Source organism: Micromonospora sp. L5, assembly GCF_000177655.2.
GTDB lineage: Bacteria > Actinomycetota > Actinomycetes > Mycobacteriales > Micromonosporaceae > Micromonospora > Micromonospora aurantiaca.
Map to the genome: position 1 here is coordinate 6,065,308 of NC_014815.1, position 22,700 is coordinate 6,088,007.

Genomic DNA, 22,700 nt, shown 5'->3' on the forward strand with positions numbered 1-22,700 from the left:
GGTGGGCGCCGGCGTGCGCGGCGCCCACCGCTGTCACTCCTGGGCGAGCGCGTCCAGCACCAGCGCGGCGGTCCAGCTGAACGCCGGTGAGCCGAGACCGGCGCCGGTGTCCGGGTGGAAGTACTCGTGGCAGCCGGCCCGGTCGACCAGGTCGAGCAGCGACTCGCGCAGCCCGGCGGCCAGGTCGACGCGGCGGTGGGTGCGCAGCCCTTGCCAGAGCAGCCAGCCGGTGTTGATCCAGCTCGGGCCGCGCCAGTAGCGCAGCGGCTCGAAGTCCGGCGCGGTGCGGTCGTACGTGGGCAGCGGCCGGTCCATCCGGGCGGCCAGCCCGAAGCGCGGCGAGCACGCCTCGGCCAGCAGCGCCGACACCTGCGCGGCGGGCAGTTCGGGCAGCGCCAGCGGCATCAGCCCGAGCACGGTCCGGGCCGGCACGAGCCGGTCGGCGCGCACGTCGCGGGGACGGAACGTGCAGGCGACCGGATCCCAGAGGCGGGTGACGAGCGCCTCGGTGATCCGGGCACCCCGGTCGCGGTGCGGCCCCGGGTCGGCGCCGATCACAGCGGCGATGCGCGCGAGTGCGTACTCGGAGACGCCGAGCGCGGCGTTCACCAGTGGGCACTCCACCAGGAACGGATGCCGTCCGAGCAGGCCCTCGTCCCGGTAGCGGCCGGCCCGGTAGCTCTCCACGAGCGCGACGTACCGCGCGTAGTCCAGGTCGGTGGGGCGCTGCGCCGCGTCGGCGTGCGCGGTGTCGTGCCGCCGGTACGCGCGCATCACCGCCTCGTCGGCGGGCACCCCTGCGAGCGGCGCGTCCCAGGCGGGGCTGTTGTCCAGTCCGGACTCCCACGGGTGCACGATCGACGCCAGCCCGCCGCCCCCGGCGTCGCGCCGGCCGGTCAGGTAGCGCTGCTGCGCGACCAGCCTCGGGTAGAGCCGCCGCAGCGCGGCCACCGACGCTTCGCCGGGCGCGCGGCGGTGCACCAGCCAGGCGGCCGGGGCGTGCACCGGCGGCTGGACGATCCCGGAGGTGGCCCGGGCCGGTGAGCCGTCGGCGCGGGCCGAGTCCCAGAACTGCGGCCCGGGGAAGTACGGCCCGGCGCGCGAGGCCGGGTTGAACACGATGTGCGGCACCCGCCCGTCGACCCACTGCGCGGCGAACAGCGTGCGCAGCTCCCGCCAGGCCCGGTCGGGGCGGACGTGGGCCAGGCCGATCGCGATGAACGCCGAGTCCCAGCTCCACTGGTGCGGGTAGAGCGTGCGCGAGGGGACCGTGTGGTCGTGTTCCCAGTTGGCGTCCAGGGTGGCCAGCGCGAGGCGACGCAGCCGGGCGTGGCGGTCGGCGTCGGCGCGTACCCCGGTGGTCAGCGTCATGCGGCGGCCCGCCGGGGACGGGCCTGGGCCAGCGCGGTGGCGGCCTGGCGCAGCGCGGCGACCGGCTCGCCGCGCAGCCGGCACTCCAGCGCCAGCCAGCCGGTGTAGCCGATCGCGTCGAGCGTGGCCAGCAGCGCACCCCAGTCCAGGTGTCCGGCGCCGGGCTGGTGCCGGTTGGAGTCGCTGACCTGGACGTGCCCGAGGTACGGCGCGGCGGCGCGCAGCGCGGCGTGCGGATCGTCCTCCTCGATGTTCATGTGGTACGTGTCGGCGGCCACCCGCAGCGCCGGTGAGCCGACCGCGCGGCACAGCTCGACGGCCTGGTCGAGCCGGTTGACCATGTGGTCCTCGTACCGGTTGAGCGGTTCCAGGAACACGGTGACCCCCTCGGCGCGGGCGTGCCCGGCCAGCTCGCCCAGGGCGTCGACGAGCACCCGCCGGTCGCCGTCAGCCGAGCGTGGTGGTTCGAACGGGGGCAGCCGGTAGGAGAACATGCCCCACGCGGCGGGGGTCATCGCACCGACGCCGCCCAGCTCGGCGATCACCGACAGCTGGGAGCGCAGATTGTCGACCGCGTCGCGGGAACGGGCCGGGTCGAAGTCGCCGATGAAGTGGTCCATCTCGACGCAGACGGTCGGCATGACCACTCCGGCGGCGAGGGCGCGGCGCAGCTCCGGCAGCCGCCGGGCCAGGGCCAGGTCGCCCCGCCCGCGCAGCTCGATGCCCTGGTAGCCGAGGGAGACGGCGAGGGCGTACTTCCGGGTCAGGTCGGTGCCGGGAAGCAACTGCTCCTGGCACGAGAGTGGAATGTCCATCAGAACCTCAGCACCACTTGGAGGACGTCACCGTCACCGCGGTCGAGCAACGCCAGGGCGTCGGCCACCGCGCCCGCGTCGACGACGTGGCTCACCAGCGGCAGCGGGTCGACGCTGCCCTCGGCCACCAGGTCCATGAAGGTGTGTGCGATCCGCGTCCCGGACCACCGGCCGGCCGTGCCGGGTGCCGGGTCCGGCCCGGAGACCTGGGCGGCCACGAGCTGGATCCGGTTGTGGTGGAACTCCTCGCCGAGTTCCAGCCCGTGGGCGTACCCCTGGTAGAAGCCGGCCGCTACGACGCGCCCGGCGTGCGCGGTGGCGCGGATCGCCTCGTGCAGCGCCGGGTACGACCCGGACAGCTCCAGGCACACGTCGGCGCCCCGGCCGTCGGTGGCGGCCCGCAGCGCGGCGGCGGGCGAGTCGGCGGCGGCGTCGACCACCCGGCGCGCGCCGAGCCGCACGGCGTGCGCGAGCCGGCCGGGCATCCGGTCGACGGCGACGACGCGGGCGCCGGAGAGTGCGGCCAGGCGCGTGCCGAGCAGCCCGATCACGCCCTGCCCGAACACGCCCACCCAGTCGCCCAGGTGCAGGTCACCGGCGAGCACGGCGGTCAGCGCGATGGCACCGGGCCGGGCGAACACGGCGGCGAGCGGGTCGAGGCCCGGTGGCAGCGGATGCGCGGCCGTCGCGGGGAGCACGGCCTCGGCGCGGTGCCCCCAGATCCCCCAGACGAGCTGGCCGGGCCGTCGCCCGGCCACGTCGGGGGCGACCTCGACGATCTCGCCGACCTCCTCGTAACCGAAACCCACCACCGGGTACGCGGGCGCGGCCTGGCGGGGCACGAACATGCGGGAGCCGGCGTCCCAGTCCTTGCGCAGTCGCGGGTTGCTGCCCCGGTAGAGCGTCAGTTCGGTGCCTGCGGAGATGCCCGAGTAGCGGGTGCGGACGCGGACCTGGCCCGGACCGAGCCGGTCGGTGGGGCAGGGCTCCAGGCGTACGTGCCGGGGCCCGACCAGAGAGACAACCCAGTTGCTCATGGCGTCGCTCCGAGTGAAGTGCCGACCCCGATTCTAACCCAAAAAATGGGCATATGTGATTCGATTGATGAATCGATGGGTATTAGCGACAGGCCGTGCTCTTTCGAGAGGAGTGCCACCGATGTCATCACCCTCCACGCGGCGGCTCGCAATCAGCCTGATCCTGACACTGGCCGGGACCGGCGTGGCCGCATGCAGCGACGACGGGCAGAAATCCGACAGTTCGCAGATCACCGTCTGGAGCCTGGAAGACGTGGCGGACCGCGTCGCCGCCACCAAGGCGATCATCGCCGACTACACCGCCAAGACCGGCGTCAAGGTCAACCTGGTCACCGTCAACGAGGACCAGTTCCCGTCCCTGATCGCCTCCAGCGCCGCCGCCGGCGACCTGCCCGACGTGGTCGGCTCGGTCTCACTGGCCGGGGTGCGCACGCTGTCCGCCAACGAACTCCTCGACGCCGACGCCAACGCCGCCGTCGTCGACCGGCTCGGCCGGGACACGTTCACGCCCCGCGCGCTGGAACTCACCAGCGACGGCGGCACGCAGCTCGCCGTACCGAGCGACGGGTGGGGCCAGCTGCTCGTCTACCGCAAGGACCTGTTCGCCGCCGCCGGCCTGCCGGCGCCCGACACGTACGAGAAGATCGCCGCCGCGGCGGCGAAGCTGAACACCGGCGGCGTCGCCGGCATCACCGCGGCCACCTCCCCCGGTGACGTGTTCACCCAGCAGACGTTCGAGCATCTGGCGCTGGCGAACAACTGCCGGCTCACCGACGACTCCGGCACTGTCACTCTGGACTCCCCCGAGTGCGTCGAGGCGTTCCGCTTCTACGGCGACCTGATGCGGAACAACTCCGTCAAGGGCGCCCAGGACGTCGACACCACCCGGGCCACCTACTTCGCCGGCAAGGCGGCCATGCTGATCTGGTCGCCGTTCATCCTCGACGAGCTGGCCGGGCTGCGCGCCGACGCCCGGCCGACCTGCCCGCAGTGCCAGTCCGACCCGGCCTGGCTCGCGAAGAACAGCGGGTTCGTCACCGCGATCAAGGGCCCCAACGGCACCGAGCCGGCCCAGTACGGCGAGGTCAGCTCCTGGGCGGTGCTCGGCGGCGCCGCCGACCCGGCGAAGTCGTTCGTGGAGTACATGCTCTCCGACGGCTACCCGCGCTGGTTCGGCATGTCCCCCGAGGGGCGTTTCCCGGTGCGCACCGGCACCCCGGAGGACAAGCAGAAGTTCCGGACCGCCTGGAACACCAGCCCGGCCGGTGTGGACACCAAGAAGCCGCTGTCCGAGGTCTACGGCGAGGACGTGCTCGCCACGCTGCGGCGCAGCCCCGACACGTTCCAGCGCTGGGGCCTGACCGAGAACCAGGGCAAGCTCGTCGGCGCCATCCTCGGTGAGCTGCCCGTACCCAAGGCGCTGGCCGACGTCGTCGGCGGCAGGTCCGACGCCCGCGCCGCCGCCGAACGCGCCCGCAAGGACGTCGAAGCGATAGCCAAGGGCGTCAATTGACCGCCACCGCGCCGGAGGCCGGCCGCTCCCCCGCTCCGGAGCGACCCCGCCGACCCGGCCGACGCCCGCTGACGCTGCGCCGCCGCGAGTCCCGCGCCGGGCTCGCGCTGGTCACCCCGACCCTGCTCGTCGTGGTCGCGGTGATCGGCATACCCATCGTCTGGACGGTGGTGCTGGCCTTCCAGCGGGTACGCCTGGCGACGCTGCGCAAGACCGGCCTGTTCGGCGAACTGACCCTGGACAACATCGACCGGGTGCTGCACACGCCCGGGTTCGCCGACACGCTCTGGACCACTGTGCTCTACAGCGTCGGCGGCACCGCCGGCTCGATCGTGGTCGGCCTCGCGGCGGCGCTGGCCGTACGTGGGCCGTTCCGGGGCCGCACGCTGGTGCGCGCGTCGATGCTGCTGCCGTACGTGGCGCCGGTGGTCGCCATGACGTTCGTCTGGCAGGTGATGCTCGACCCGCAGCTCGGCATCGTCAACGACTGGGGGCGGCGCTTCCTCGGCTGGGACTCCCCGGTGCCGTTCCTGTCCCAGGAGTCCACCGCGCTCTGGACGGTGATCGCGTTCGAGGCGTGGCGCTACTTCCCATTCGCGTTCCTGTTCCTGCTGGCCCGGCTCCAGGCGGTGCCCGGCGAGCTGGAGGAGGCCGCCCGGGTCGACGGGGCCACCCCCACCCAGCGGTTCCGGCACATCCTGCTGCCGCAGCTCATGCCGGTGATCGCGCTGATCGGGGTGCTGCGGTTCATCATGACGTTCAACAAGTTCGACGACGTCTACCTGCTCACCGGCGGCGCGGCCGGCACCGAGGTGGTGAGCGTACGGGTCTACCAGTTCCTCACCGCCCGCACCGACATCGGCGCGGCCGCCGCCCAGGCGGTCGTGCTCGCCGTGGTGCTGCTCGTGTTCGTGGCGATCTACCTGCGCTTCTTCGGCGCGCGACGGGAGGCGTGATGGACCGGGACCGGATCGAGACGGTGAGCCTGCGCTGGCTGCGCCGGCTGGTGATCGCCGGGTTCCTGGTGGTCACGCTGCTGCCGTTCTGGTACATGCTGGTGCTGTCGGTACGCCCGATCGAACGCCTGCTGCTGGAACCCGGCTCGCTCTGGGTGCCGTTCGGCGAGCTGACCGTCGCCACGTACGCCGAGGTACTGAAGTCCGTCTCCGACGGCGGCCAGGGCTTCCTCACGTTCATCCGCAACAGCGGCCTGGTGGCGCTCGCCGCCACCGCGCTCACCCTGGTGATCGCCATTCCCGGCGCGTACGCGGTGTCCCGTCTGCGGTTCTTCGGCCGCCGGCAGGTCAGCGCGCTGTTCCTGGCGGTCTACCTGTTCCCGTCCATAGTCATCGCGATCCCGCTGTTCGTGGTCTTCACCCGGGCCGGGCTGCGCGGGTCGCTGACCGGGCTGGTGCTCGTCTACATCTCGCAGACGCTGCCGGTGTCGGTCTACATGCTGAAGAACTACTTCGAGACCATCCCGGTCAGCCTGGAGGAGTCCGCGGCGATCGACGGCGCCGGCCGGCTCGGCATCATCCGCCGGGTCAGCCTGCCCCTCGCGGCGCCGTCGGTGATGGCTGTCGCGCTGTACGACTTCATGATCGCCTGGAACGAGTACCTGTTCGCGCTGCTGTTCCTGGTCGACCGGCCGGACCGGTGGACCGTGTCGCTGGGGCTGTCCCTGCTCGCCGACGGCGTGGAGGTGCCCAAGACCGTGCTGATGGCCGGCTCGGTCATTCTCACGCTGCCGATCGTGGTGCTGTTCTTTGCCGGGGAACGCCTGCTCACCGAGGGACTCACCAGCGGAGCCGAGAAGGGCTGAGCATCCGTGCCAGGATGATCGGGTGCGAGGATCACGGGAGCGCCGGGCCGGCGCGCGGGCGGCCCGGCTGCTCACCGAGGCGCTCGCCCCGACCGTCCTGGTCACCGCGCTGCCGCTGATCGCCGCCGCCCGGGTCAGCCGCTCGGCGGGCCAGTTCCTGCTCTGGGGCGGCATCGCGCTCACGTTCTGCGCCGTCATCCCGATCGGTGTACTCGTGCACGGCGTACGCCGGGGACGCCTCACCGACCGGCACGTCGGCGACCGCACGCAGCGGGCCCGGCCGCTGTCGATCGGGCTGGCCTCGGTCGCGGCCGGGTTGCTGCTGCTGGCGGCGGTCCGCGCGCCGGCCGAACTGTTCGCCGTGATCGTCGTGGTCTTCGTGGTCGGCGCGGCCTGCGCGCTGGTGAACCACTGGTGGAAGCTGAGCATCCACGCTGCGGTGGCCGCCGCCACCGTCGCCGTGCTGGTGCCGCTGGCCGGCCCGGCCGCGAGCCTCGGCTGGGTGCTCGTCGCGGCCGTCGGCTGGTCCCGGGTACGGCTGGGCGACCACACCTGGCCGCAGGTGCTGGCCGGCGTCGCGCTGGGCGGGCCGCTCGCCGCCGGCACGTTCCTGGCGCTCGCCTGACCCGTTGCCACAAGATCAGCTACGGTGGCCCCATGGCCAAGCCGACCCGCTGGGTGACCGACACGAAGCCCGGCCACTCGCAGTGGTACGTGGACCGGTTCCGTCAGCTCGCCGCCGAGGGCGCCGACCTGTCCGGTGAGGCGCGGCTGCTCGACGCGCTCGTACCGCCGGGCGCGCGTGTCCTGGACGCCGGCTGCGGCACCGGCCGGGTCGCCGCCGCGCTCGCCGCGCGCGGGCACAACGTCGTGGGCGTGGACGCCGACCCGACGCTGGTCGAGGCGGCCCGCGCCGACCATCCCGGCCCCCGTTTCCTGGTCGCCGACCTGGCTGAGCTGGACCTGGCCGCCCAGGGCGAGGCCGAGCCGTTCGACGCCGCGGTGCTGGCCGGCAACGTCATGGTCTTCGTCGCCCCCGGCACCGAGCGCGACGTGCTGGCCCGCGTCGCCGCGCACGTGCGCCCGGACGGCCTGGTCGTGGTCGGCTTCGGCACCGACCGCGGCTACCCGGTGGCCGACCTGGACGCCGACGCGGTCGCCGCCGGGTTGCGCCCCGAGCACCGCTTCGCCACCTGGGACCTGCGGCCGTGGCGGGACGACGCCGACTTCGCGGTCACCGTGCTGCGCCGTCCCGCCGGCTGACCGCTGCTCTTTCTCCCCAGCGGATCGCGCGCTCGGCGCTCAGGCGGGCGCGGCGACCGTGCGGGCGGCCTCCGGGTCGAGCGGGCTACCGGCCGGCAGCAGGTCCACCAGGCCTGCCGGCAGCCGCGCCGGGCGCACGCCCGCGTACCCGAGCATGCCCGGCACGTCCGCGCCGGTCAGCGCGTACCGCCGGCCCAGGTCGGTGACCACGCAGATCGCGCCGCCGGTCGCGCCCGGCGCGGGCACCGCCTCCACGAGCGCGCCGCGTCCCGGCTCGACCACCACCGCGTCGGCGAGCCCGGCCCGGCCGCCGGCTGTCCGCGCGGCGGCGTTCGGGTCCGGCGCGGTGACGCCCAGGCGCAGCTCGCGGACGCCTGTGTCGTCGCCGGCCCGCGCGCAGAGCGCGCCCTCGTCGGTGGCCAGCCGGGGCGGTACGGCGGGCGGCGCGCTCGCCCCACCGGGCACCAGACCGGGGAGCTTCGGCAGCGCGGCGAACCGGCCGAGCGTGATCGGTTCCGGCTCGCCCTGGCCGGTGCGGGCCAGCAGCAGCGCCGCCTGCAACTCGGTGATGCCGGCCAGCCCGCCGCGCTTGGCGACCGCGTACTGCCGTCCGCCGCCGGAGTTGCGCACCAGGTAGACGTCGCCCACCGTCGCACCGGTGACCCGCTCGGACGGCTCGCCGAGGTCGTCCACCGGCGGCGGGGCCAGGTCGGCTCCGGCCGGCAGCGTGTTCAGCAGCGCCGCCGCCACCGGCACCGCCCGCTCCCGGGTGGCGGCGAGCGCGGCGAGCACCCGGTCCGTGTCGCGCAGCAGGTAGCGCCGGTCGTGCCAGAGCAGGTGCAGGCCGCCGTCCGGGTGCCGGGCGAGCAGGCCCTGGTCGCCGAGCGCCCGGCCGCCGGCGGCCTCCCGCCCGATCAGCAGCACCGAGCGTGCCTCGCCGCGCCCCGCCGCCGGACGCCCGGTCTCCCCGCGCCCGGCCTCGTCGCCCGCCACCGAGCAGAGCGTCCACGCGTCGCGGACGAGCCGGTTCGGCGCGGGCAGCGAGTCCGGCGCGTCGGCGATGCCGAGCGGCAGGCCGCGCGGCACCCCCTCGATGGCGCGGCGGCCGACCAGCACCGTCTTCGGCCGCTCCGCCCCGATGATCAGCAGCGCGGAGGCGTAGTTCGACACCGGGTGCAGCTTCTCGTCGCGGTAGACGAATCGCGCGCCCGACTCCTTCTCCACGATCACCGCGCCCGTCTCGCGCCACGAGTCACCGCCGCCGGTGAACAGGCCGTAGAGGGCGATGCCGCCGAGCGCGATCGCCGCGACCAGGACGCTGGCCAGACCGGCGCCGGCCAGCCGGCGGAACGGGGACTGCGGCGGGTCCGTCTCCCGCATGACGAGCGCGGCGACCGCCCGCTGGACGGTGAACTGGTACGAGTGCAGCTGGTCCTGCCGCGACGCCATCGTGTCCCTTCCGCCGGGATCGCCGGCGCACAGGATAAGCGCTCCGTCGATGTTCCGGCGACCCTGCGTGTCCCTCACTGACCCTCAGTTGTCGGCCCGCTCCGCCAGTACGCCGAGGTGGCTGGATCACACCCATCCGGACTACACCACCTCCCCGACCTGGAGTCGATCAAGCCACGGCGTGAGCGCCCGCCCACTTCGCACGAACACCGACGCAGGCCCGCCCGCGCCGCACCCCGGCGCAATTACGCCGAGGTGGCTGCATCACACCCATCCGGACCACACCACCTCCCCGACCTGGAGTCGATCAAGCCAGCGGCCCGGCACCACCCCCCGGAATGGATACCCCCGGGGGTGTGTTACACATGCCGGAACCCGAAACCGACGGAGGTACCTGATGGCGAGCGTGGCGTTGACCACCACCGACTTCGCGGAGACCGTGAACCGGGACGGCATCGTCCTGGTCGACTTCTGGGCCGGCTGGTGCGGCCCCTGCCGCGCGTTCGCGCCGGTCTACGAGAAGGCCAGCGAGCAGCACCCGGACATCGTCTTCGGCAAGGTCGACACCGAGGCCGAGCAGGCCCTGGCGGCCGCCGCCCAGATCCGGTCGATCCCGACACTGATGGCGTTCCGGGACGGCGTGCTGGTGTTCGCCCAACCGGGCGCCCTGCCGACGGCCGGGCTGGAGGAGCTGATCCGGGCAGTGCGCGACCTCGACATGGACGAGGTCCGGGCCAAGACCGCCTGACGGGTGGCGGCACTGGTACCCCCTGGGGTATCTTCGAGCGCAGGAGGTACGACGTGAATCTTCGACCGGAGATGACAGGCGAGGCGCTGACCCGGCTCAAGCGGGCCCGGGGGCAGCTCAACGCCGTCATCGAGATGATGGAGAACGGCGAGGACTGCCGCGCCGCGCTGACGCAGCTCGCCGCGGTCTCCAAGGCCATCGACCGGGCCGGTTTCAAGATCATCGCCTCCGGCATGCGCTACTGCGACGCCGCCCGCCAGGCGGGCGAGGAGCCGGAGATGACCGAGGAGGAGCTGGAGAAGCTCTTCCTGTCCCTGGCCTGACGACGCCCGCCTGACCGGCTGAGTCCCGCCCGCGCCGTGTGACAGCGACGCGGGCGGGTAAACACCTGCCTGGAGACCCAGGCCGCAGACTGTCCCACGCATACCCCCCGGGGTATATAGGCAATGAGAGGAAACGGCATGACTCTCGACGTGTCCGTCATCACGACATCCTCGCTCGGCGACCGGAGCTACCTCGCCTCCGACGGCCGGGTGGCGATCGTGGTCGACCCGCAGCGCGACATCGACCGCGTCCTGTACCTGGCCGGCGCCAAGGGCGTACGGATCACCCACGTGGTCGAGACGCACATCCACAACGACTACGTCTCCGGCGGCCTGGAACTGGCCCGGATCACCGGCGCGCAGTACCTGGTGGCCGCCGCCGACACGGTCGAGTTCGACCGGACCCCGGCCGCCGACGGCGACACCGTGCCGGTGTCCGACACGATGCGGCTGCGGGTGATCGGCACACCTGGTCACACGTTCCACCACCTGTCGTACGCGCTCGACGAGGCCACCGACGGCGGCTGGACGGCGGCCGGCGTGTTCACCGGCGGCTCGCTGCTGTTCGGCACCACCGGCCGCACCGACCTGCTCGGCCAGCAGTACGCGCACGAACTGGCGCACCACCAGTACGCCTCGGCGCGCAAGCTGGCCGACCTGCTGCCCGACGGCGCGCAGGTGTGGCCCACGCACGGCTTCGGCAGCTTCTGCTCGGCCAGCCAGGCCGACGCCCCCGAGTCGACGATCGGCCGGGAGAAGGAGGCCAACCCGGTGCTGCGGCTGGCCGCCGACCGGTTCGTCACCGAGACGCTGGCCGGGCTGGACGCCTACCCGGCGTACTACGCCCACATGGGCGTCGCCAACGCCGCCGGTCCCGCCCCGGTCGACCTCACGCCGGTGGCCCGCGCCGACGCCGACGAGCTGCGCCGTCGTATCGCCGCCGGCGAGTGGGTGGTCGACCTGCGCCACCGCAAGGCGTACGCGGCCTCGCACCTGGCCGGCACCGTCAGCCTCGGCCTGGACGGGCCGATGTCGACGTGGCTCGGCTGGCTGATCGACTGGGGTGTGCCGATCACGTTCCTGGCGCAGACCCCGGAGCAGGTCGCCGACGCCCAGCGGGAACTGGTCCGCATCGGCATCGACCGTCCGGCCGCCCAGGCCACCGGCGAGCCCGAGCAGTGGACCGGCGACCCGTCGCAGCTGCGGGAGCTGGCGGTGGCCGACTTCGGCGCGCTCGCCGCCGCGCAGGCCGGGAAGACCCCGGCCGGGCTGCCCGAGCCGCAGGTCGTCCTCGACGTGCGGATGACGAACGAGTGGAAGGCCGGGCACGTCGACGGTGCGGTGCACGTGCCGCTGCCGGACGTGCCGAAGCGGCTCGCCGACATCCCCGCCGGGACCGTCTGGGTGCACTGCGGCTCCGGCTACCGGGCCACCGCCGCCGCGTCCCTGCTCGCCAACGCCGGCCGTGACGTGGTGCTGATCGACGACTCGTACGGCCGGGCCGAGGAGGCCGGCGTACGCATGGCGCCCACCGCCTGACCTCTCCCCGAGCGCCCGGCCGGCGTGTACCTACGCCGGCCGGCGCCCGAGCCTGCCCGAAAACACCCCGTGAAGGAGACAGAGCATGACCACGACCACCCCCACCACCATCGACGCGGCGACCCTGCGCGAGCTGATCGCCGCCGGCCGTACGCCCCGGATGCTCGACGTGCGCACGCCCGGTGAGTTCGAGGCGGCGCACATCCCCGGCGCGTACAACGTGCCGCTGGACCTGCTCCGGGAGCACCGCGCGGAGCTGCGCAGCCACCTGGACGAGGACGTGGTGCTGATCTGCCGCTCCGGCGTCCGGGCCGGCCAGGCCGGTCAGGCGCTCGGCACCGTCGGCCTGCCCAACGTGAAGGTGCTCGACGGCGGCATGCTGGCCTGGCAGGCCACCAACGCGCCGGTCAACCAGGGCCGCCCGCGCTGGGACCTGGAGCGCCAGGTACGCCTCGTCGCCGGCTCGATCGTGCTCGCCGCCGTCGTCGGGTCGGTGTTCGTGCCCGGCCTGAAGTGGGTCGCCGCGTTCATCGGCGGGGGCCTCACGTTCGCCGCGCTCACCAACACCTGCGCCATGGGCATGCTGCTGAGCAAGCTGCCGTACAACCGCGGCGCGAGCTGCGACCTCGACACGATCGTGGGGCAGTTGCGTGACGGGAGCCGCAAGTGACCACCCTCGCGCTGACGCTGGCCGGCGCGGTGCTGATCGGTGTGACGCTGGGCCTGCTCGGCGGCGGCGGGTCGATCCTCGCCGTGCCGCTGCTGGTCTACGTCGCCGATCTGCCCGCCAAGGAGGCGATCGCCACCTCGCTGCTGGTCGTCGGCGTGACCAGCGCCGTCGGCGTACTGCCGCACGCCTGGGCGAACCGGGTCCGCTGGCGCACCGGGCTCATCTTCGGCGTGGCCGGCATGACCGGCGCGTACGCGGGCGGCCGGCTGGCCGAGTTCGTCCCGGCCGGCGTCCTGCTCACCGGGTTCGCTCTGATGATGCTCGCCACCGCGGTCGCGATGCTGCGCGGCCGCCGGTCCGCCGAGGGCCGCCCGGTGCCGCACGAGCTGCCGATGCTGCGGGTGGTCGGGGACGGCGTGGTCGTCGGCCTGGTCACCGGCCTGGTCGGCGCGGGTGGCGGCTTCCTGGTCGTGCCGGCCCTGGCCCTGCTGGGCGGGCTGCCGATGCCGATCGCGGTCGGCACCTCGCTGGTCGTCATCGCGATGAAGTCGTTCGCCGGCCTGGCCGGCTACCTGTCCAGCGTGCAGATCCACTGGGGTCTGGCCGCCGGGGTCACCGCCGCCGCCGTCGTCGGCAGCCTGCTCGGTGGCCGGCTCGCCGGCCGGATCCCGGCCGACCTGCTGCGCCGGGGGTTCGGCTGGTTCGTCGTGGTGATGGGCGTGTTCGTGCTCGCGCAGCAGTTGCCGCCGCTGTGGGGACTCGCCGTGGGAGCGCTTGCCGTGGCCGGTACGGTCACCATGGCGGTGTGGGGCCGCCGGAGGAGGGAACACAGTGGACAGCAGCGCCTGGGACAGCCGGTACGCCGACACGCCCGGACTGGTGTGGAGCGCTGAGCCCAACCGTTTCGTGGTCGAGTCGGTCACCGGGCTGACCCCCGGGTCAGCGCTGGACATCGCCGCCGGCGAGGGCCGCAACGCGGTCTGGCTGGCCGGTCAGGGCTGGCGGGTCAACGCGGTGGACTTCTCCACGGTGGCCGTCGACCGGGGGCGGGAGCTGGCCGCCGCGCGGGGCGTGACCGTCGACTGGCGGGTCGCGGACGTGACCGCGTACCGGCCGGTGCCGAACAGCTACGACCTGGTGCTGATCAGCTACCTGCACCTGCCCGCGCCGGAGTTCGCCGGGGTGCTGGCCGCGGCGAAGTCCGCGCTGCGCCCCGGCGGCACGCTCGTCGTGGTGGGCCACGACCTGGCCAACCTCTCCGGCGGCATCGGCGGCCCGCAGGACCCGGACGTGCTGATCACGCCGGAGTCGGTGGTCGACGGGCTGGCCGGGCTGCGTGTGCAGCGGGCCGAGACGACCCGCCGGCCGGTCCCGGCCACCGACGGCGGCACCGTCGACGCGCTGGACACCGTCGTGGTGGCCACCCGCCCCGCCGACTGACCGCCGTCCGCCCCCGTTTCGCCGGGCCGGGCCGAGCCCCGGCCGGTAGCATCCGGGGACGGATCGGCGGAGAGGACACCGGGTGGGCGCGCGTTTCGAGGAACTGGCCTGGCGGGAGACGCCGATCGGCGAGATCAGCCTGCGGCGGCGCCGTGACCCGGCACTGGACTCCGACGTGTACGAGGTGAAGCTCGACGACGAGTACCTCATGTCCAGCGCCTTCCCGGTCGCGGAGATCGAACTGGCCCGGCTCGGGCTGGCTCCGCTGACCGGTGACGCGCTGGACGTGGTGGTCGGCGGGCTCGGTCTCGGCTACACAGCGCGTACCGCGCTGGAGGATCCCCGGGTGCGCTCGCTGCTGGTGGTGGAGGCGATCGAAGACGTGATCGACTGGCACCGGCGGGATCTGCTGCCGTTCGCCGCCGGGCTGGCCACCGATCCGCGTACCCGGTTCGTGCGGGCGGACTTCTTCGCCGCGGTCGCCGGCGACGGTTTCGACAGCGACGAGCCCGGGCGCCGCTTCCACGCGGTCCTGCTGGACGTGGACCACTCCCCCCGCCAGGTGCTGCACCCCAGCCACGCCGCGTTCTACACGGTCGACGGGCTGCGGCGGCTGGCCGCGCTGCTGCATCCGGAGGGCGTCTTCGCGCTGTGGTCGAACGACCCGCCGGATCCGGCGTTCCAGCGCACGCTGACCGAGGTGTTCCCGACCTCGGTGGCGCACGTCGTCCGGTTCCCGAACCCGTTGCAGGGCCGGGAGGCGGCGAACACCGTGTACGTGGCCCGGCACTGATCCACCCGGCGGCGCATGGCCGCACGAGCAGCGGGAAAGCGCACGGCCCACCGTACGACGGGAGGCTGGGACATGCGCGCGTTGCTCTGGGTGGTCGGCGTGGTCGCCGGTGTGCTCATCCTGCTCGGGCTGCTGCTGGAGGCGGTCCGCTGGCTCGTCATCATCGGCGTGATCGCGCTCGCCGCGGTCATCATCTTCGGGATCGTGAAGGGCCGGCAGGTGGTGCACCAGCATTCGACCCGCCGACGCTGACCTGCGGAGAGTGTGACCGACCCGGCAACCTACGTAAGCGTAGGTTACCGGGCGGTTAAGTTAGGCTGGGGGCGTCATCCGCGCGACGAGGAGTAACGGCGATGGACGCGACCGCCCAGCGACCCTGGACCCGTAGCTACGCACCCGGGGTGCCGGCTGACATCGCCGAGCCGGACGGCTCGCTCGTCGACCTGCTCACCGAGGCGGCCGGACGGTTCGGCCCCCGGGTCGCGCTCGACTTCTACGGCGCCACCACCACGTTCACCGAGCTGGCCGACCAGGTCGCCCGCGCCGCCGAGGCGCTGCGCCGGCTCGGCGTCGGCCCGGGCGACCGGGTGGCCCTGGTGCTGCCGAACTGCCCCCAGCACGTGGTCGCGTTCTACGCCGTGCTGCGCCTCGGCGCGGTGGTCGTCGAGCACAACCCGCTCTACACCGCCGACGAGCTGGACCGGCAGCTCACCGATCACGGCGCAGGCGTCGCGATCGTGTGGGACAAGGTCGCGCCGCTGGTGGCGGGACGCGGCGCCGTGCGTACCGTGGTGGCGGTCGACCTGACCGCGGCGCTGCCGCGGCTCAAGCGGTGGGCGCTGCGGGTGCCGCTGCCGAAGGTCCGCGCCGCGCGGGCCGCGATGACCGCCCCCGCGCCCGGCGCGCTGCCCTGGTCGGAGCTGGTCGCCGCCGCCGGGCCGCTTCCCGCCGGGCATCCCGCGCCGGAGGCCGGGGACGTGGCGCTGCTCCAGTACACCGGCGGCACCACCGGCGAGCCGAAGGGCGCGGTGCTGACCCACCGCAACCTGCGCGCCAACGCCGCGCAGGGCCGGGCCTGGGTGCCGGGCCTGCGCGACGGCGCGGAGACGGTGTACGCGGTGCTGCCGCTGTTCCACGCCTACGGGCTGACGCTCTGCCTCACCTTCGCCGTCAGCATCGGGGCGACGCTGGTGCTGTTCCCCCGCTTCGACGCCGACCAGGTGCTCGACGCGGTCCGCCGCCGCCCGCCGACGTTCCTGCCCGCGGTGCCGCCGGTCTACGCGAAGCTGGCCAGCGTCGCCCCCGAGCGCGGCGTCGACCTCACCTCCATCCGGTACGCGCTGTCCGGCGCGATGTCGCTGCCACCGGCCACCGTGGAGCTGTGGGAGCAGGTGACCGGCGGCCTGCTGGTCGAGGGGTACGGGATGACCGAGACGTCCCCGATCACAGTGGGCAACCCGGTCGCGCCGACCCGAAGGCCCGGCACCGTGGGCGTGCCGTTCCCCTCCACCGACGTGCGCATCGTCGACCCGGAGGACCCGTCCCACGACCGCGCGCCGGGTGAGGCCGGCGAGCTGCTGGTCCGCGGCCCGCAGGTGTTCACCGGCTACTGGCACCGGCCCGAGGAGACCGCCAAGGTGCTGCTGCCTGGTGGCTGGATGCGTACCGGCGACATCGTCACCATGGACGCCGACGGCTTCGTGACGGTGGTGGACCGGATCAAGGAGCTGATCATCACGGGCGGCTTCAACGTCTACCCGTCCGAGGTGGAGGAGGCGCTGCGCCGCGTCCCCGGCGTACGGGAGGCCGCCGCCGTGGGAATGCCCACCGACGACGGCGAGGAGGTCGTCGCCGCGGTGGTGGTCGACCCGGCGGTGGCCGGCAGCCCGGAGGCGATCCGGACCTCGTGCCGCACCCACCTGGCCGGGTACAAGGTGCCGCGCCGGGTCGTGATCGTCGACGAGCTGCCGTACTCCCAGATCGGGAAGATCCTGCGCCGCGAGGTCCGCGAACGGCTGCTCGCCGCCCGCTGACGGGGCTGCCCGTTTGCCGCCCTGGCGGCAGGGGTAGACGGGCATCCATGGTGGACTCACGGGGCAAGTCAGTCGGTCGTTACGTCATGCGTCTGGTCGGGGGTGTGGCCGTCATCTTCGGTCTGCTCGGCATCTTCGGCACGCTCGCCGAGGGCAACCTGTTCGGAATCGTGTTCAGCCTCATTCTCATCGGCGGCGGGGTGTTCCTGCTCAAGCGCTCCGGCCCGGACCGGCGGACGGACTCCGCGCCGCGCGCCGCCCGCTGACGGCACCCGGCGCCACGCCGGCCCGCGCGCTGCGCCGGACGTGTCGGTGCGCCGGACGTGTCGGTGCCGGCGCCTACGCTGTGGCGATGGTCGACAGACGTCAGGTCATGGCCTTCCGCGTGCGCGCCCAGCAGCTCGACCGGGCCGAGGGCTCGCTGGCCGGCACCGCCGTGCTCGACATCGGCGTGCAGGACACCGGCCCCGACGGCGGCCGGTGGGCGCTCGCCGCGCGCGGTGTCGACGTGGCTCCGCTGACCGGCGACGACCTGGTCCTGCTCTGGACCGTACGCGGCGCCCCGCACCTCTACCGCCGTGCCGACGTGGGCGCGGTGGCCGCCGCGGTCGAGCCGTTCTCCGACGCCGACGCGGGCAAGCGCATCTACGACGCGGCGAAGCCGTTGAAGGCGGCCGGCATCGGCATCGTCGCCGCGCTCGACGAGGTGGCCGCGCGGATGCGGGAGATCGTCCGCACGCCGACGGTCAAGGGTGAGGTCTCCGGGCGGCTCGCCGAGGTGATGCCGGAGCCCTACCTGCGGTTCTGCCGGCCGTGCGACGCGACCCACCTCTACGAGATGCCGTTCCGGCTGGCCGCCGTGCGCGCCGGCCTGGAGCTGCGGCTCGACACGTCGCCGCCGGTCCTGGAACGCATCCCCCGATTCCGTCCGGCCGCCGCTCCCGGCGACCGGTTCGACCTCGTCCGCGCCTACCTGCGGCTGCTCGGCCCGGCCACCCCGAAGCACGTGGCCGACTACCTCGACGCCTCGGTCAAGGAGGTCAAGGCCCGCTGGCCGCGCGACACGGTCGAGGTGAGCGTCGACGGCGAGACGCGCTGGCTGCTCGCCGCCGACGAGGCCGCGCTGGCGTCGGCCGAGACCACGACGACGCGCCTGCTCGGCCCGTTCGACCTGTTCCTCCAGGCGAAGGACCGGGCGACGCTGGTGCCGGACGCGACCCGCGTCAAGGAACTGTGGCCGGTACTGGGCCGCCCCGGCGCGGTGCTGGCCGACGGGGAGCTGGCCGGCACGTGGCGGCCCCGCAGGTCCGGCCGGACCTTCACCGTCGCCGTTCAGCAGTGGCGCAAGCTCACCGGCAGCGCACGCGACGCGGTGGTGGCGGAGGCCGAGCGCCTCGCCGCGTACCGGGGCGTGCCGCTGGCCGGCGTCGACTTCGCCGCCTGACGGGGACGTCGGACCCGCCGGGCGATGGCATCATGATCGCGTGATCGTCTGGGTCAACGGTGCGTTCGGTGTCGGCAAGACGACCACCGCGCGGCTGCTCACGAACGCGCTGCCGGACGCGCGGCTGTTCGACCCGGAGTTCCTCGGCTCGATGCTCACCGCGTTCGTCGCCTCCCCCACCGGAGACTTCCAGGACCTGCCGCTGTGGCGTCACCTCGTCGTGCAGACGGTCACCGGGCTGGACCGGCACCACGCGGGCGTCTGGATCGTGCCGATGAGCCTGCTCGACCCGGCGTACCGCGCGGAGATCCTCGGCGGCATCCGCGCCGCAGGCGTCGACGTCCGCGAGGTGGTGCTCACGCTCCCCGAGGACCGGCTGCGGGCTCGGATCGACGCCGACCAGGTCGAGTCCGGCGCGCGCGGCTGGCGGCACGACCACGTCGACCGGGCGCTCGTCACGTTCGCGTCGGTGACCGACGCCCGCCTGATCGACGCCTCCGCCCCGCCCGCGCAGGTGGCCGACGTCGTCGCCGCGCATGTGCTCGCCGAAACTCGCTGTCGGGCCGCCGCGCACACTGGTAGACAGCCTGAGTGATCGAACCCCTGACGTTTACCGATCGGCTGCGGCTGATCGACGACCGGTCGGCCGCGTTCCGGGATGCGGTCGCCGCCGCGCCGGACCTCGACGCGCCGGTGCCCACCTGTCCCGAGTGGACGCTGTTCGACCTCGCCCGGCACATCGGCGAGGGACGCCGCTCGTGGGCGGCCACCGTCGCCGCCGGTCCCGGGGCGTCCGGGCGGGCTGCGCCCGGCGGTCCGGGCGCACCCCGGGAGCGTACGGCGCTGCGGGACTGGCTGGCCGAGTCGACCGAGCAGTTGCTGGTCGCGCTGCGCGACGCCGGACCCGATCGTGGCTGCTGGACGTGGTGGGACACGTCGCAGTCGCCGCAGACCTGCGGCGCCGTCGCCCGGCACCAGCTCCAGGAGATCGCTGTGCACACCTACGACGCCCAGCTCACGGTGGGCGCGCCGCAGCCGTTGCCGGTCGAGGTGGCCCTCGACGGCGTGGAGGACTTCCTGTTCACCTGCTGCGCGACCACTGTGCCGTGGCCGTACGAGCCAGCCGTCCTCGACTACCACGTCACCGAGGGCGGATCGTGGCGCACGCGGCTCTCTCCCGAGGGCGCACGGGTGACCCGCCTGCCCGCCGGAGCCGGGGCGGAGCCGGCCGACACCACCGCCCGTTCCACCGCCGGTGACCTGGTCCTGGCCTTCTACGGCCGGATACCGCTGGACGCGCTCGCCGTCGAGGGCGACCGGCGCGTGCTCGACCGGATCGCGGCGTGGGATCCGGACGCGTAGGACGGCGGCCTGATCGTGGGAGGATGCCCGGTATGCCGGATCGTGCGTTGAGCTTCGGAGCGGCAGCGCAGGCGTACGAGCGGTTCCGGCCCGGCTATCCGGAGGAACTGGCCGACCTGGTGCTGGCGTACGCGGGCCGGCCCGTCCGGACCGCTCTGGAGATCGGCGCCGGGACCGGCAAGGCGACCCGGCTGTTCGCCCGGCGCGGCGTCGCGGTCACCGCCACCGACCCGGACGCCGCGATGCTCGCCGAACTGCGCCGGCACGTCCCGGACGAGGTACGGGTCCGGCAGGCCGCGTTCGAGCAGTTGCGCGCCGGCGAGCGCCACGACCTGGTGTACGCGGCGGCGGCGCTGCACTGGACCGACCCGGACCGGCGGTGGGAGCGGATCGCCGGGCTGCTCGCGTCCGGTGGGGTGTTCGCGTCGTTCGGCGGGCCGATGCGGCTGGCCGACCCGGCGCTGCGCGACGCGGTGGCCGCGGCCCGGTCCGAGTTCCTCGCCGACGACGAGATCCCGTCGCCGGACGGGACGCCACCGGAGGCCGGCATGCGGTGGCCCGGCACCGAGCTGCGCGCGTCCGAGTGGTTCACCGACGTGCGCCAGTCGGAGATCGCGCGGCGGATCACGATGAGCGCCGACGACTACGTCGGTCTCCTGTCGACCGTCTCGGCCTATCTCGAACTGCCGCCGCCGGTACGTGATCAGGTGTTCCGCCGCGTCCGGGATGTGCTGCCCGGCACGGTCGAGGTCACCTCGGATGTCACGGTCCACCTGGCGCGGCGGACGTCGCAGCCCTGATCACCCGGGCCAGGCGGGCCGCCAGACCGGTCCGGGTAGCGGCGGCAGGCCCGCGAAGTGACGGATCACCGGCCGCAGCCCCGGATGCGGGCCGGTCCGGGGCAGCATGAGGTTGATCGGGTACGCGAGCACCGGACCCGTGATCGGGATGCGGCGCAGGTCGTGGCCGGCGGGCCAGAGGTAGCGGTCCCGGGCGCCGACGAGCGTCGCCACGTCCGCGGATTCCGCGAGCTCGTCGAGGAGCACCTCGGTGCCGAAGTTCGGCCCGGTCGCGTCCACCCACAGGTCGAAGGCGTCGGCGAGCTGTTCGTAGAACTCGCCCCACTCGCTGCCGGGCACGATGCCCGGCACCCGCAGCCGGTGTCCGCGCAGCTCGGACGGTGTGAGCGTGGGCGCGGACGCGAGCGGGTGCCGGGGTCCGGCGAGCAGTTGCAGCGGCGAGTCGAAGGCGCGGACCATCCGTACCTCGGGCGGCAGCGCGGCCGGGTCGGTGACGGTGCGGAACGCGGCGTCGATCTCGCCGGCCCGGACCGCGGCGGCGACCTGCCGGGGGTCGTCGACCCGCAGCGTCACCACGTCGAGGTCGACGCCCGGGTGGGCGCGCCAGTAGTCGTGCAGCAGGACGGCTTGCGCGCTGCGCAGGCCGAGCACGTCGATGCGCGGCGCCCGCGCGCCGGGCCGGACCGCGGCGACCGCGCGGTCCGCGCCCGCGACGACGCCCCGGGCGTGCGGGAGGAACGCCCGGCCGTCGTGTGTCAGCTCGACCCCCCGGGGTGTACGGGTGAACAGGCGCACCCCCAGCTCCCGCTCCAGCGCGGCGATCCGCTTCGACACGGCCTGCTGGGTGACGCCCAGCTCGTCGGCGGCGTGCCGGAACTGGCCGAGTTCGGCCGCCCGCACGAACGACCGCACCGCCTCGCTGTCCACCGGCCCACAGTAGGCGGGCCCAGCCGATGGTTGTGGCGCGCCGGGCGGCGGTTGTTTACTCCGGCGTCCGCGCGGCCGGTCTGATGCGCGGGGCATCGGTGACGGGGGCGGCGTGCGGAAGCTGGGTTCGGATTTCGGGTGGCTGTGGTCGGCGTACGCGGTGAGCACGTACGGCACATGGCTGGCGTTCGGCGCGTTCCCGCTGATCGCGGTGCGGGTGCTGGACTCGTCGGCGTTCGCGGTGTCGCTCCTGGAGGCGGCCGGGCTGGCAGTGGCGGCGGTGCTGGCGGTCCCGCTCGGGCCGTGGGTGGCCTACCGGCGGAAGCTGCCGGTGATGATCGCGACGGATCTGGTCCGGTTCGCGGCGCTGGCGAGCGTGCCGGCCGCGTACGCGCTCGGGGTGCTGTCGTACGGCCAGTTGCTCGTCGTCGCGGTGGTCTGCGGGACGGCCGCGATCACGTTCACCGCCGCGTCCGGGGCGTACCTGAAGAGTCTGGTCCGGGGTGATCGGCTCCTGGCGGCGAACGGACGGTTCGAGGCGGCGAGCTGGGCCGCGACGGCGGCCGGGCCGCCGCTCGGGGGCGCGCTCGTCGGGCTGCTCGGCCCGGTCGTCACCATCACCGCCGACGCCGTGAGCCACCTGCTGTCGGCGCTGGCGGTACGGCGGATCCGCAGCGGCGACACGGTGGCGCCCCGTGACCCGGCGGGCGCCTCCCGCGTCGCCGACCTGGGCGCAGGCTGGCGGTTCGTGCGCCGCGACCCGGTGCTGTGGCGGTTGTTCCTGAACTCGGTGCTGGTCGGCGGCCTGATCATGGCGACCGCGCCGCTGCTCGCCGTGCTCCTGCTGGGTGGGTACCGGGTGGCGGCGTGGCAGTACGGGCTGGTCTTCGGCGTGTCCGCGCTCGGCGGCGTGCTCGGCGCGCGGCTGAGCCCGCGCCTGGTGCGGCGGTACGGACGGCACCGGGCGATGACGGTGTCCGGCTGGCTGCGGTCGACCGTCCCGCTCGGTCTCGCGTTCACCCATCCGGGGATCAGCGGACTGCTGACGGTGATCGCCGTCGAGTGGGTGCTCATCACGTGCATGGGCGTGTTCAACCCGATCTACGCGACCGAGCGCCTGCGCCGGACCCCGCAGGCGCACACCGCGCAGGTTCTGACCGCGTGGAGCGTCACCGGCCGGCTCACCCAGGCCGCGCTGATGACCGTGTGGGGCGTCCTCGCCACGGTCGTCGGCCCGCTCGCCGCGATCACCGTGTCCGGGGTGCTGCTGCTCGGCACGCCGCTGCTGCTGCCGACGCGCCGGCACACGCGCGACCCGGAGCCCGCACGCCCGGCCGTTGCGGTCTCGTAG

Annotated in this window: 25 protein-coding genes; 20 read left to right on the forward strand and 5 right to left on the reverse strand. The window is 74.0% G+C overall.

Translation table 11 applies throughout. The features are described from left to right. Positions 1-33: 33 nt before the first annotated feature. Genes ML5_RS27935 through ML5_RS27945 form a run of 3 tightly spaced genes read right to left on the reverse strand, consistent with a single transcriptional unit; the run spans position 34 to position 3,223 of the window. Entirely contained in the window at positions 34-1,371 is a 1,338-nt protein-coding gene (locus tag ML5_RS27935; protein WP_013477070.1) for a hypothetical protein, read from the reverse strand. Next, complete coding sequence (locus ML5_RS27940) at positions 1,368-2,186, reverse strand: sugar phosphate isomerase/epimerase family protein (protein WP_013477071.1); 819 nt, start codon at positions 2,184-2,186, stop codon at positions 1,368-1,370. The genes ML5_RS27935 and ML5_RS27940 overlap by 4 nt, the downstream gene beginning before the upstream one ends. Continuing rightward, the gene (locus ML5_RS27945; RefSeq protein ID WP_013477072.1) at positions 2,186-3,223 is read right to left on the reverse strand and encodes a zinc-binding dehydrogenase; all 1,038 of its coding nucleotides are present in this window, start codon (positions 3,221-3,223) and stop codon (positions 2,186-2,188) included. The genes ML5_RS27940 and ML5_RS27945 overlap by 1 nt, the downstream gene beginning before the upstream one ends. 121 nt (positions 3,224-3,344) lie before the next feature. Between ML5_RS27945 and ML5_RS27950 the strand changes: the two genes are divergently transcribed. From ML5_RS27950 to ML5_RS27970, 5 genes are read left to right on the forward strand one after another with little or no spacing between them, the layout of a single operon-like run. Next, the gene (locus tag ML5_RS27950; protein WP_013477073.1) at positions 3,345-4,736 is read left to right on the forward strand and encodes an ABC transporter substrate-binding protein; all 1,392 of its coding nucleotides are present in this window, start codon (positions 3,345-3,347) and stop codon (positions 4,734-4,736) included. Next, positions 4,733-5,692, forward strand: a complete 960-nt coding sequence (locus tag ML5_RS27955) for a carbohydrate ABC transporter permease (RefSeq protein ID WP_013477074.1) — start codon at positions 4,733-4,735, stop codon at positions 5,690-5,692. The genes ML5_RS27950 and ML5_RS27955 overlap by 4 nt, the downstream gene beginning before the upstream one ends. Then, entirely contained in the window at positions 5,692-6,558 is an 867-nt protein-coding gene (locus tag ML5_RS27960) for a carbohydrate ABC transporter permease (protein WP_013285935.1), read from the forward strand. The genes ML5_RS27955 and ML5_RS27960 overlap by 1 nt, the downstream gene beginning before the upstream one ends. A gap of 22 nt (positions 6,559-6,580) precedes the next feature. Further along, entirely contained in the window at positions 6,581-7,183 is a 603-nt protein-coding gene (locus tag ML5_RS27965) for a phosphatase PAP2 family protein (protein ID WP_013477075.1), read from the forward strand. Positions 7,184-7,215: 32 nt separating this feature from the next. Next, the gene (locus ML5_RS27970) at positions 7,216-7,821 is read left to right on the forward strand and encodes a bifunctional 2-polyprenyl-6-hydroxyphenol methylase/3-demethylubiquinol 3-O-methyltransferase UbiG (RefSeq protein WP_013477076.1); all 606 of its coding nucleotides are present in this window, start codon (positions 7,216-7,218) and stop codon (positions 7,819-7,821) included. Between the two features lie 39 nt (positions 7,822-7,860). On the opposite strand, the gene eccB is transcribed toward ML5_RS27970, so the two are convergent. After that, entirely contained in the window at positions 7,861-9,270 is a 1,410-nt protein-coding gene (eccB, locus tag ML5_RS27975) for a type VII secretion protein EccB (protein ID WP_013477077.1), read from the reverse strand. 397 nt (positions 9,271-9,667) lie between these two features. On the opposite strand from eccB, the gene trxA reads away from it, so the two are divergent. From trxA to ML5_RS28045, 14 genes are all read left to right on the forward strand, one after another. Beyond that, positions 9,668-10,018 (forward strand): thioredoxin, encoded by a 351-nt coding sequence (gene trxA, locus ML5_RS27980; RefSeq protein ID WP_013285931.1) that lies wholly within the window; start codon positions 9,668-9,670, stop codon positions 10,016-10,018. Between the two features lie 53 nt (positions 10,019-10,071). Continuing rightward, positions 10,072-10,341 carry a metal-sensitive transcriptional regulator gene (locus ML5_RS27985; RefSeq protein WP_013285930.1) on the forward strand — a complete coding sequence of 90 codons (270 nt, stop codon included), beginning with the start codon at positions 10,072-10,074 and terminating at the stop codon, positions 10,339-10,341. 138 nt (positions 10,342-10,479) lie between these two features. Beyond that, on the forward strand, positions 10,480-11,880 hold the full coding sequence (locus ML5_RS27990; RefSeq protein ID WP_013477078.1) for an MBL fold metallo-hydrolase: 1,401 nt from the start codon (positions 10,480-10,482) through the stop codon (positions 11,878-11,880). Positions 11,881-11,965: 85 nt separating this feature from the next. Further along, a complete protein-coding gene (locus ML5_RS27995) occupies positions 11,966-12,550 on the forward strand; it encodes a rhodanese-like domain-containing protein (RefSeq protein ID WP_013477079.1) in 585 nt (194 codons plus the stop codon). Beyond that, positions 12,547-13,443, forward strand: coding sequence for a sulfite exporter TauE/SafE family protein (locus ML5_RS28000; RefSeq protein ID WP_013477080.1), 897 nt, complete (start codon positions 12,547-12,549; stop codon positions 13,441-13,443). Before ML5_RS27995 ends, ML5_RS28000 begins: the two co-directional genes overlap by 4 nt. Continuing rightward, on the forward strand, positions 13,382-13,990 hold the full coding sequence (locus ML5_RS28005) for a bifunctional 2-polyprenyl-6-hydroxyphenol methylase/3-demethylubiquinol 3-O-methyltransferase UbiG (RefSeq protein WP_013477081.1): 609 nt from the start codon (positions 13,382-13,384) through the stop codon (positions 13,988-13,990). Before ML5_RS28000 ends, ML5_RS28005 begins: the two co-directional genes overlap by 62 nt. A gap of 82 nt (positions 13,991-14,072) precedes the next feature. Next, positions 14,073-14,783: a hypothetical protein gene (locus ML5_RS28010; RefSeq protein ID WP_013285925.1), complete on the forward strand. Its 711-nt coding sequence runs from the start codon at positions 14,073-14,075 to the stop codon at positions 14,781-14,783. 72 nt (positions 14,784-14,855) lie between these two features. Further along, positions 14,856-15,035, forward strand: coding sequence for a hypothetical protein (locus ML5_RS28015; RefSeq protein ID WP_013285924.1), 180 nt, complete (start codon positions 14,856-14,858; stop codon positions 15,033-15,035). A gap of 101 nt (positions 15,036-15,136) precedes the next feature. Beyond that, the gene (locus ML5_RS28020; protein ID WP_013477082.1) at positions 15,137-16,816 is read left to right on the forward strand and encodes a long-chain-fatty-acid--CoA ligase; all 1,680 of its coding nucleotides are present in this window, start codon (positions 15,137-15,139) and stop codon (positions 16,814-16,816) included. Between the two features lie 86 nt (positions 16,817-16,902). Further along, positions 16,903-17,082: a hypothetical protein gene (locus ML5_RS28025; protein ID WP_041784308.1), complete on the forward strand. Its 180-nt coding sequence runs from the start codon at positions 16,903-16,905 to the stop codon at positions 17,080-17,082. Positions 17,083-17,168: 86 nt separating this feature from the next. Further along, positions 17,169-18,260 (forward strand): winged helix DNA-binding domain-containing protein, encoded by a 1,092-nt coding sequence (locus ML5_RS28030; RefSeq protein ID WP_013477084.1) that lies wholly within the window; start codon positions 17,169-17,171, stop codon positions 18,258-18,260. A 40-nt stretch (positions 18,261-18,300) separates the two neighbouring features. Beyond that, positions 18,301-18,855 (forward strand): AAA family ATPase, encoded by a 555-nt coding sequence (locus ML5_RS28035; protein WP_013477085.1) that lies wholly within the window; start codon positions 18,301-18,303, stop codon positions 18,853-18,855. Then, on the forward strand, positions 18,852-19,622 hold the full coding sequence (locus ML5_RS28040; protein ID WP_013285919.1) for a maleylpyruvate isomerase N-terminal domain-containing protein: 771 nt from the start codon (positions 18,852-18,854) through the stop codon (positions 19,620-19,622). Before ML5_RS28035 ends, ML5_RS28040 begins: the two co-directional genes overlap by 4 nt. Before the next feature lie 32 nt (positions 19,623-19,654). Then, positions 19,655-20,422 carry a trans-aconitate 2-methyltransferase gene (locus ML5_RS28045; RefSeq protein ID WP_013285918.1) on the forward strand — a complete coding sequence of 256 codons (768 nt, stop codon included), beginning with the start codon at positions 19,655-19,657 and terminating at the stop codon, positions 20,420-20,422. On the opposite strand, the gene ML5_RS28050 is transcribed toward ML5_RS28045, so the two are convergent. Next, positions 20,423-21,349, reverse strand: coding sequence for a LysR family transcriptional regulator (locus tag ML5_RS28050; RefSeq protein ID WP_174361709.1), 927 nt, complete (start codon positions 21,347-21,349; stop codon positions 20,423-20,425). A 112-nt stretch (positions 21,350-21,461) separates the two neighbouring features. Here ML5_RS28050 and ML5_RS28055 point away from each other — a divergent pair, with 112 nt between their 5' ends. Continuing rightward, positions 21,462-22,700: an MFS transporter gene (locus ML5_RS28055; protein ID WP_013285916.1), complete on the forward strand. Its 1,239-nt coding sequence runs from the start codon at positions 21,462-21,464 to the stop codon at positions 22,698-22,700.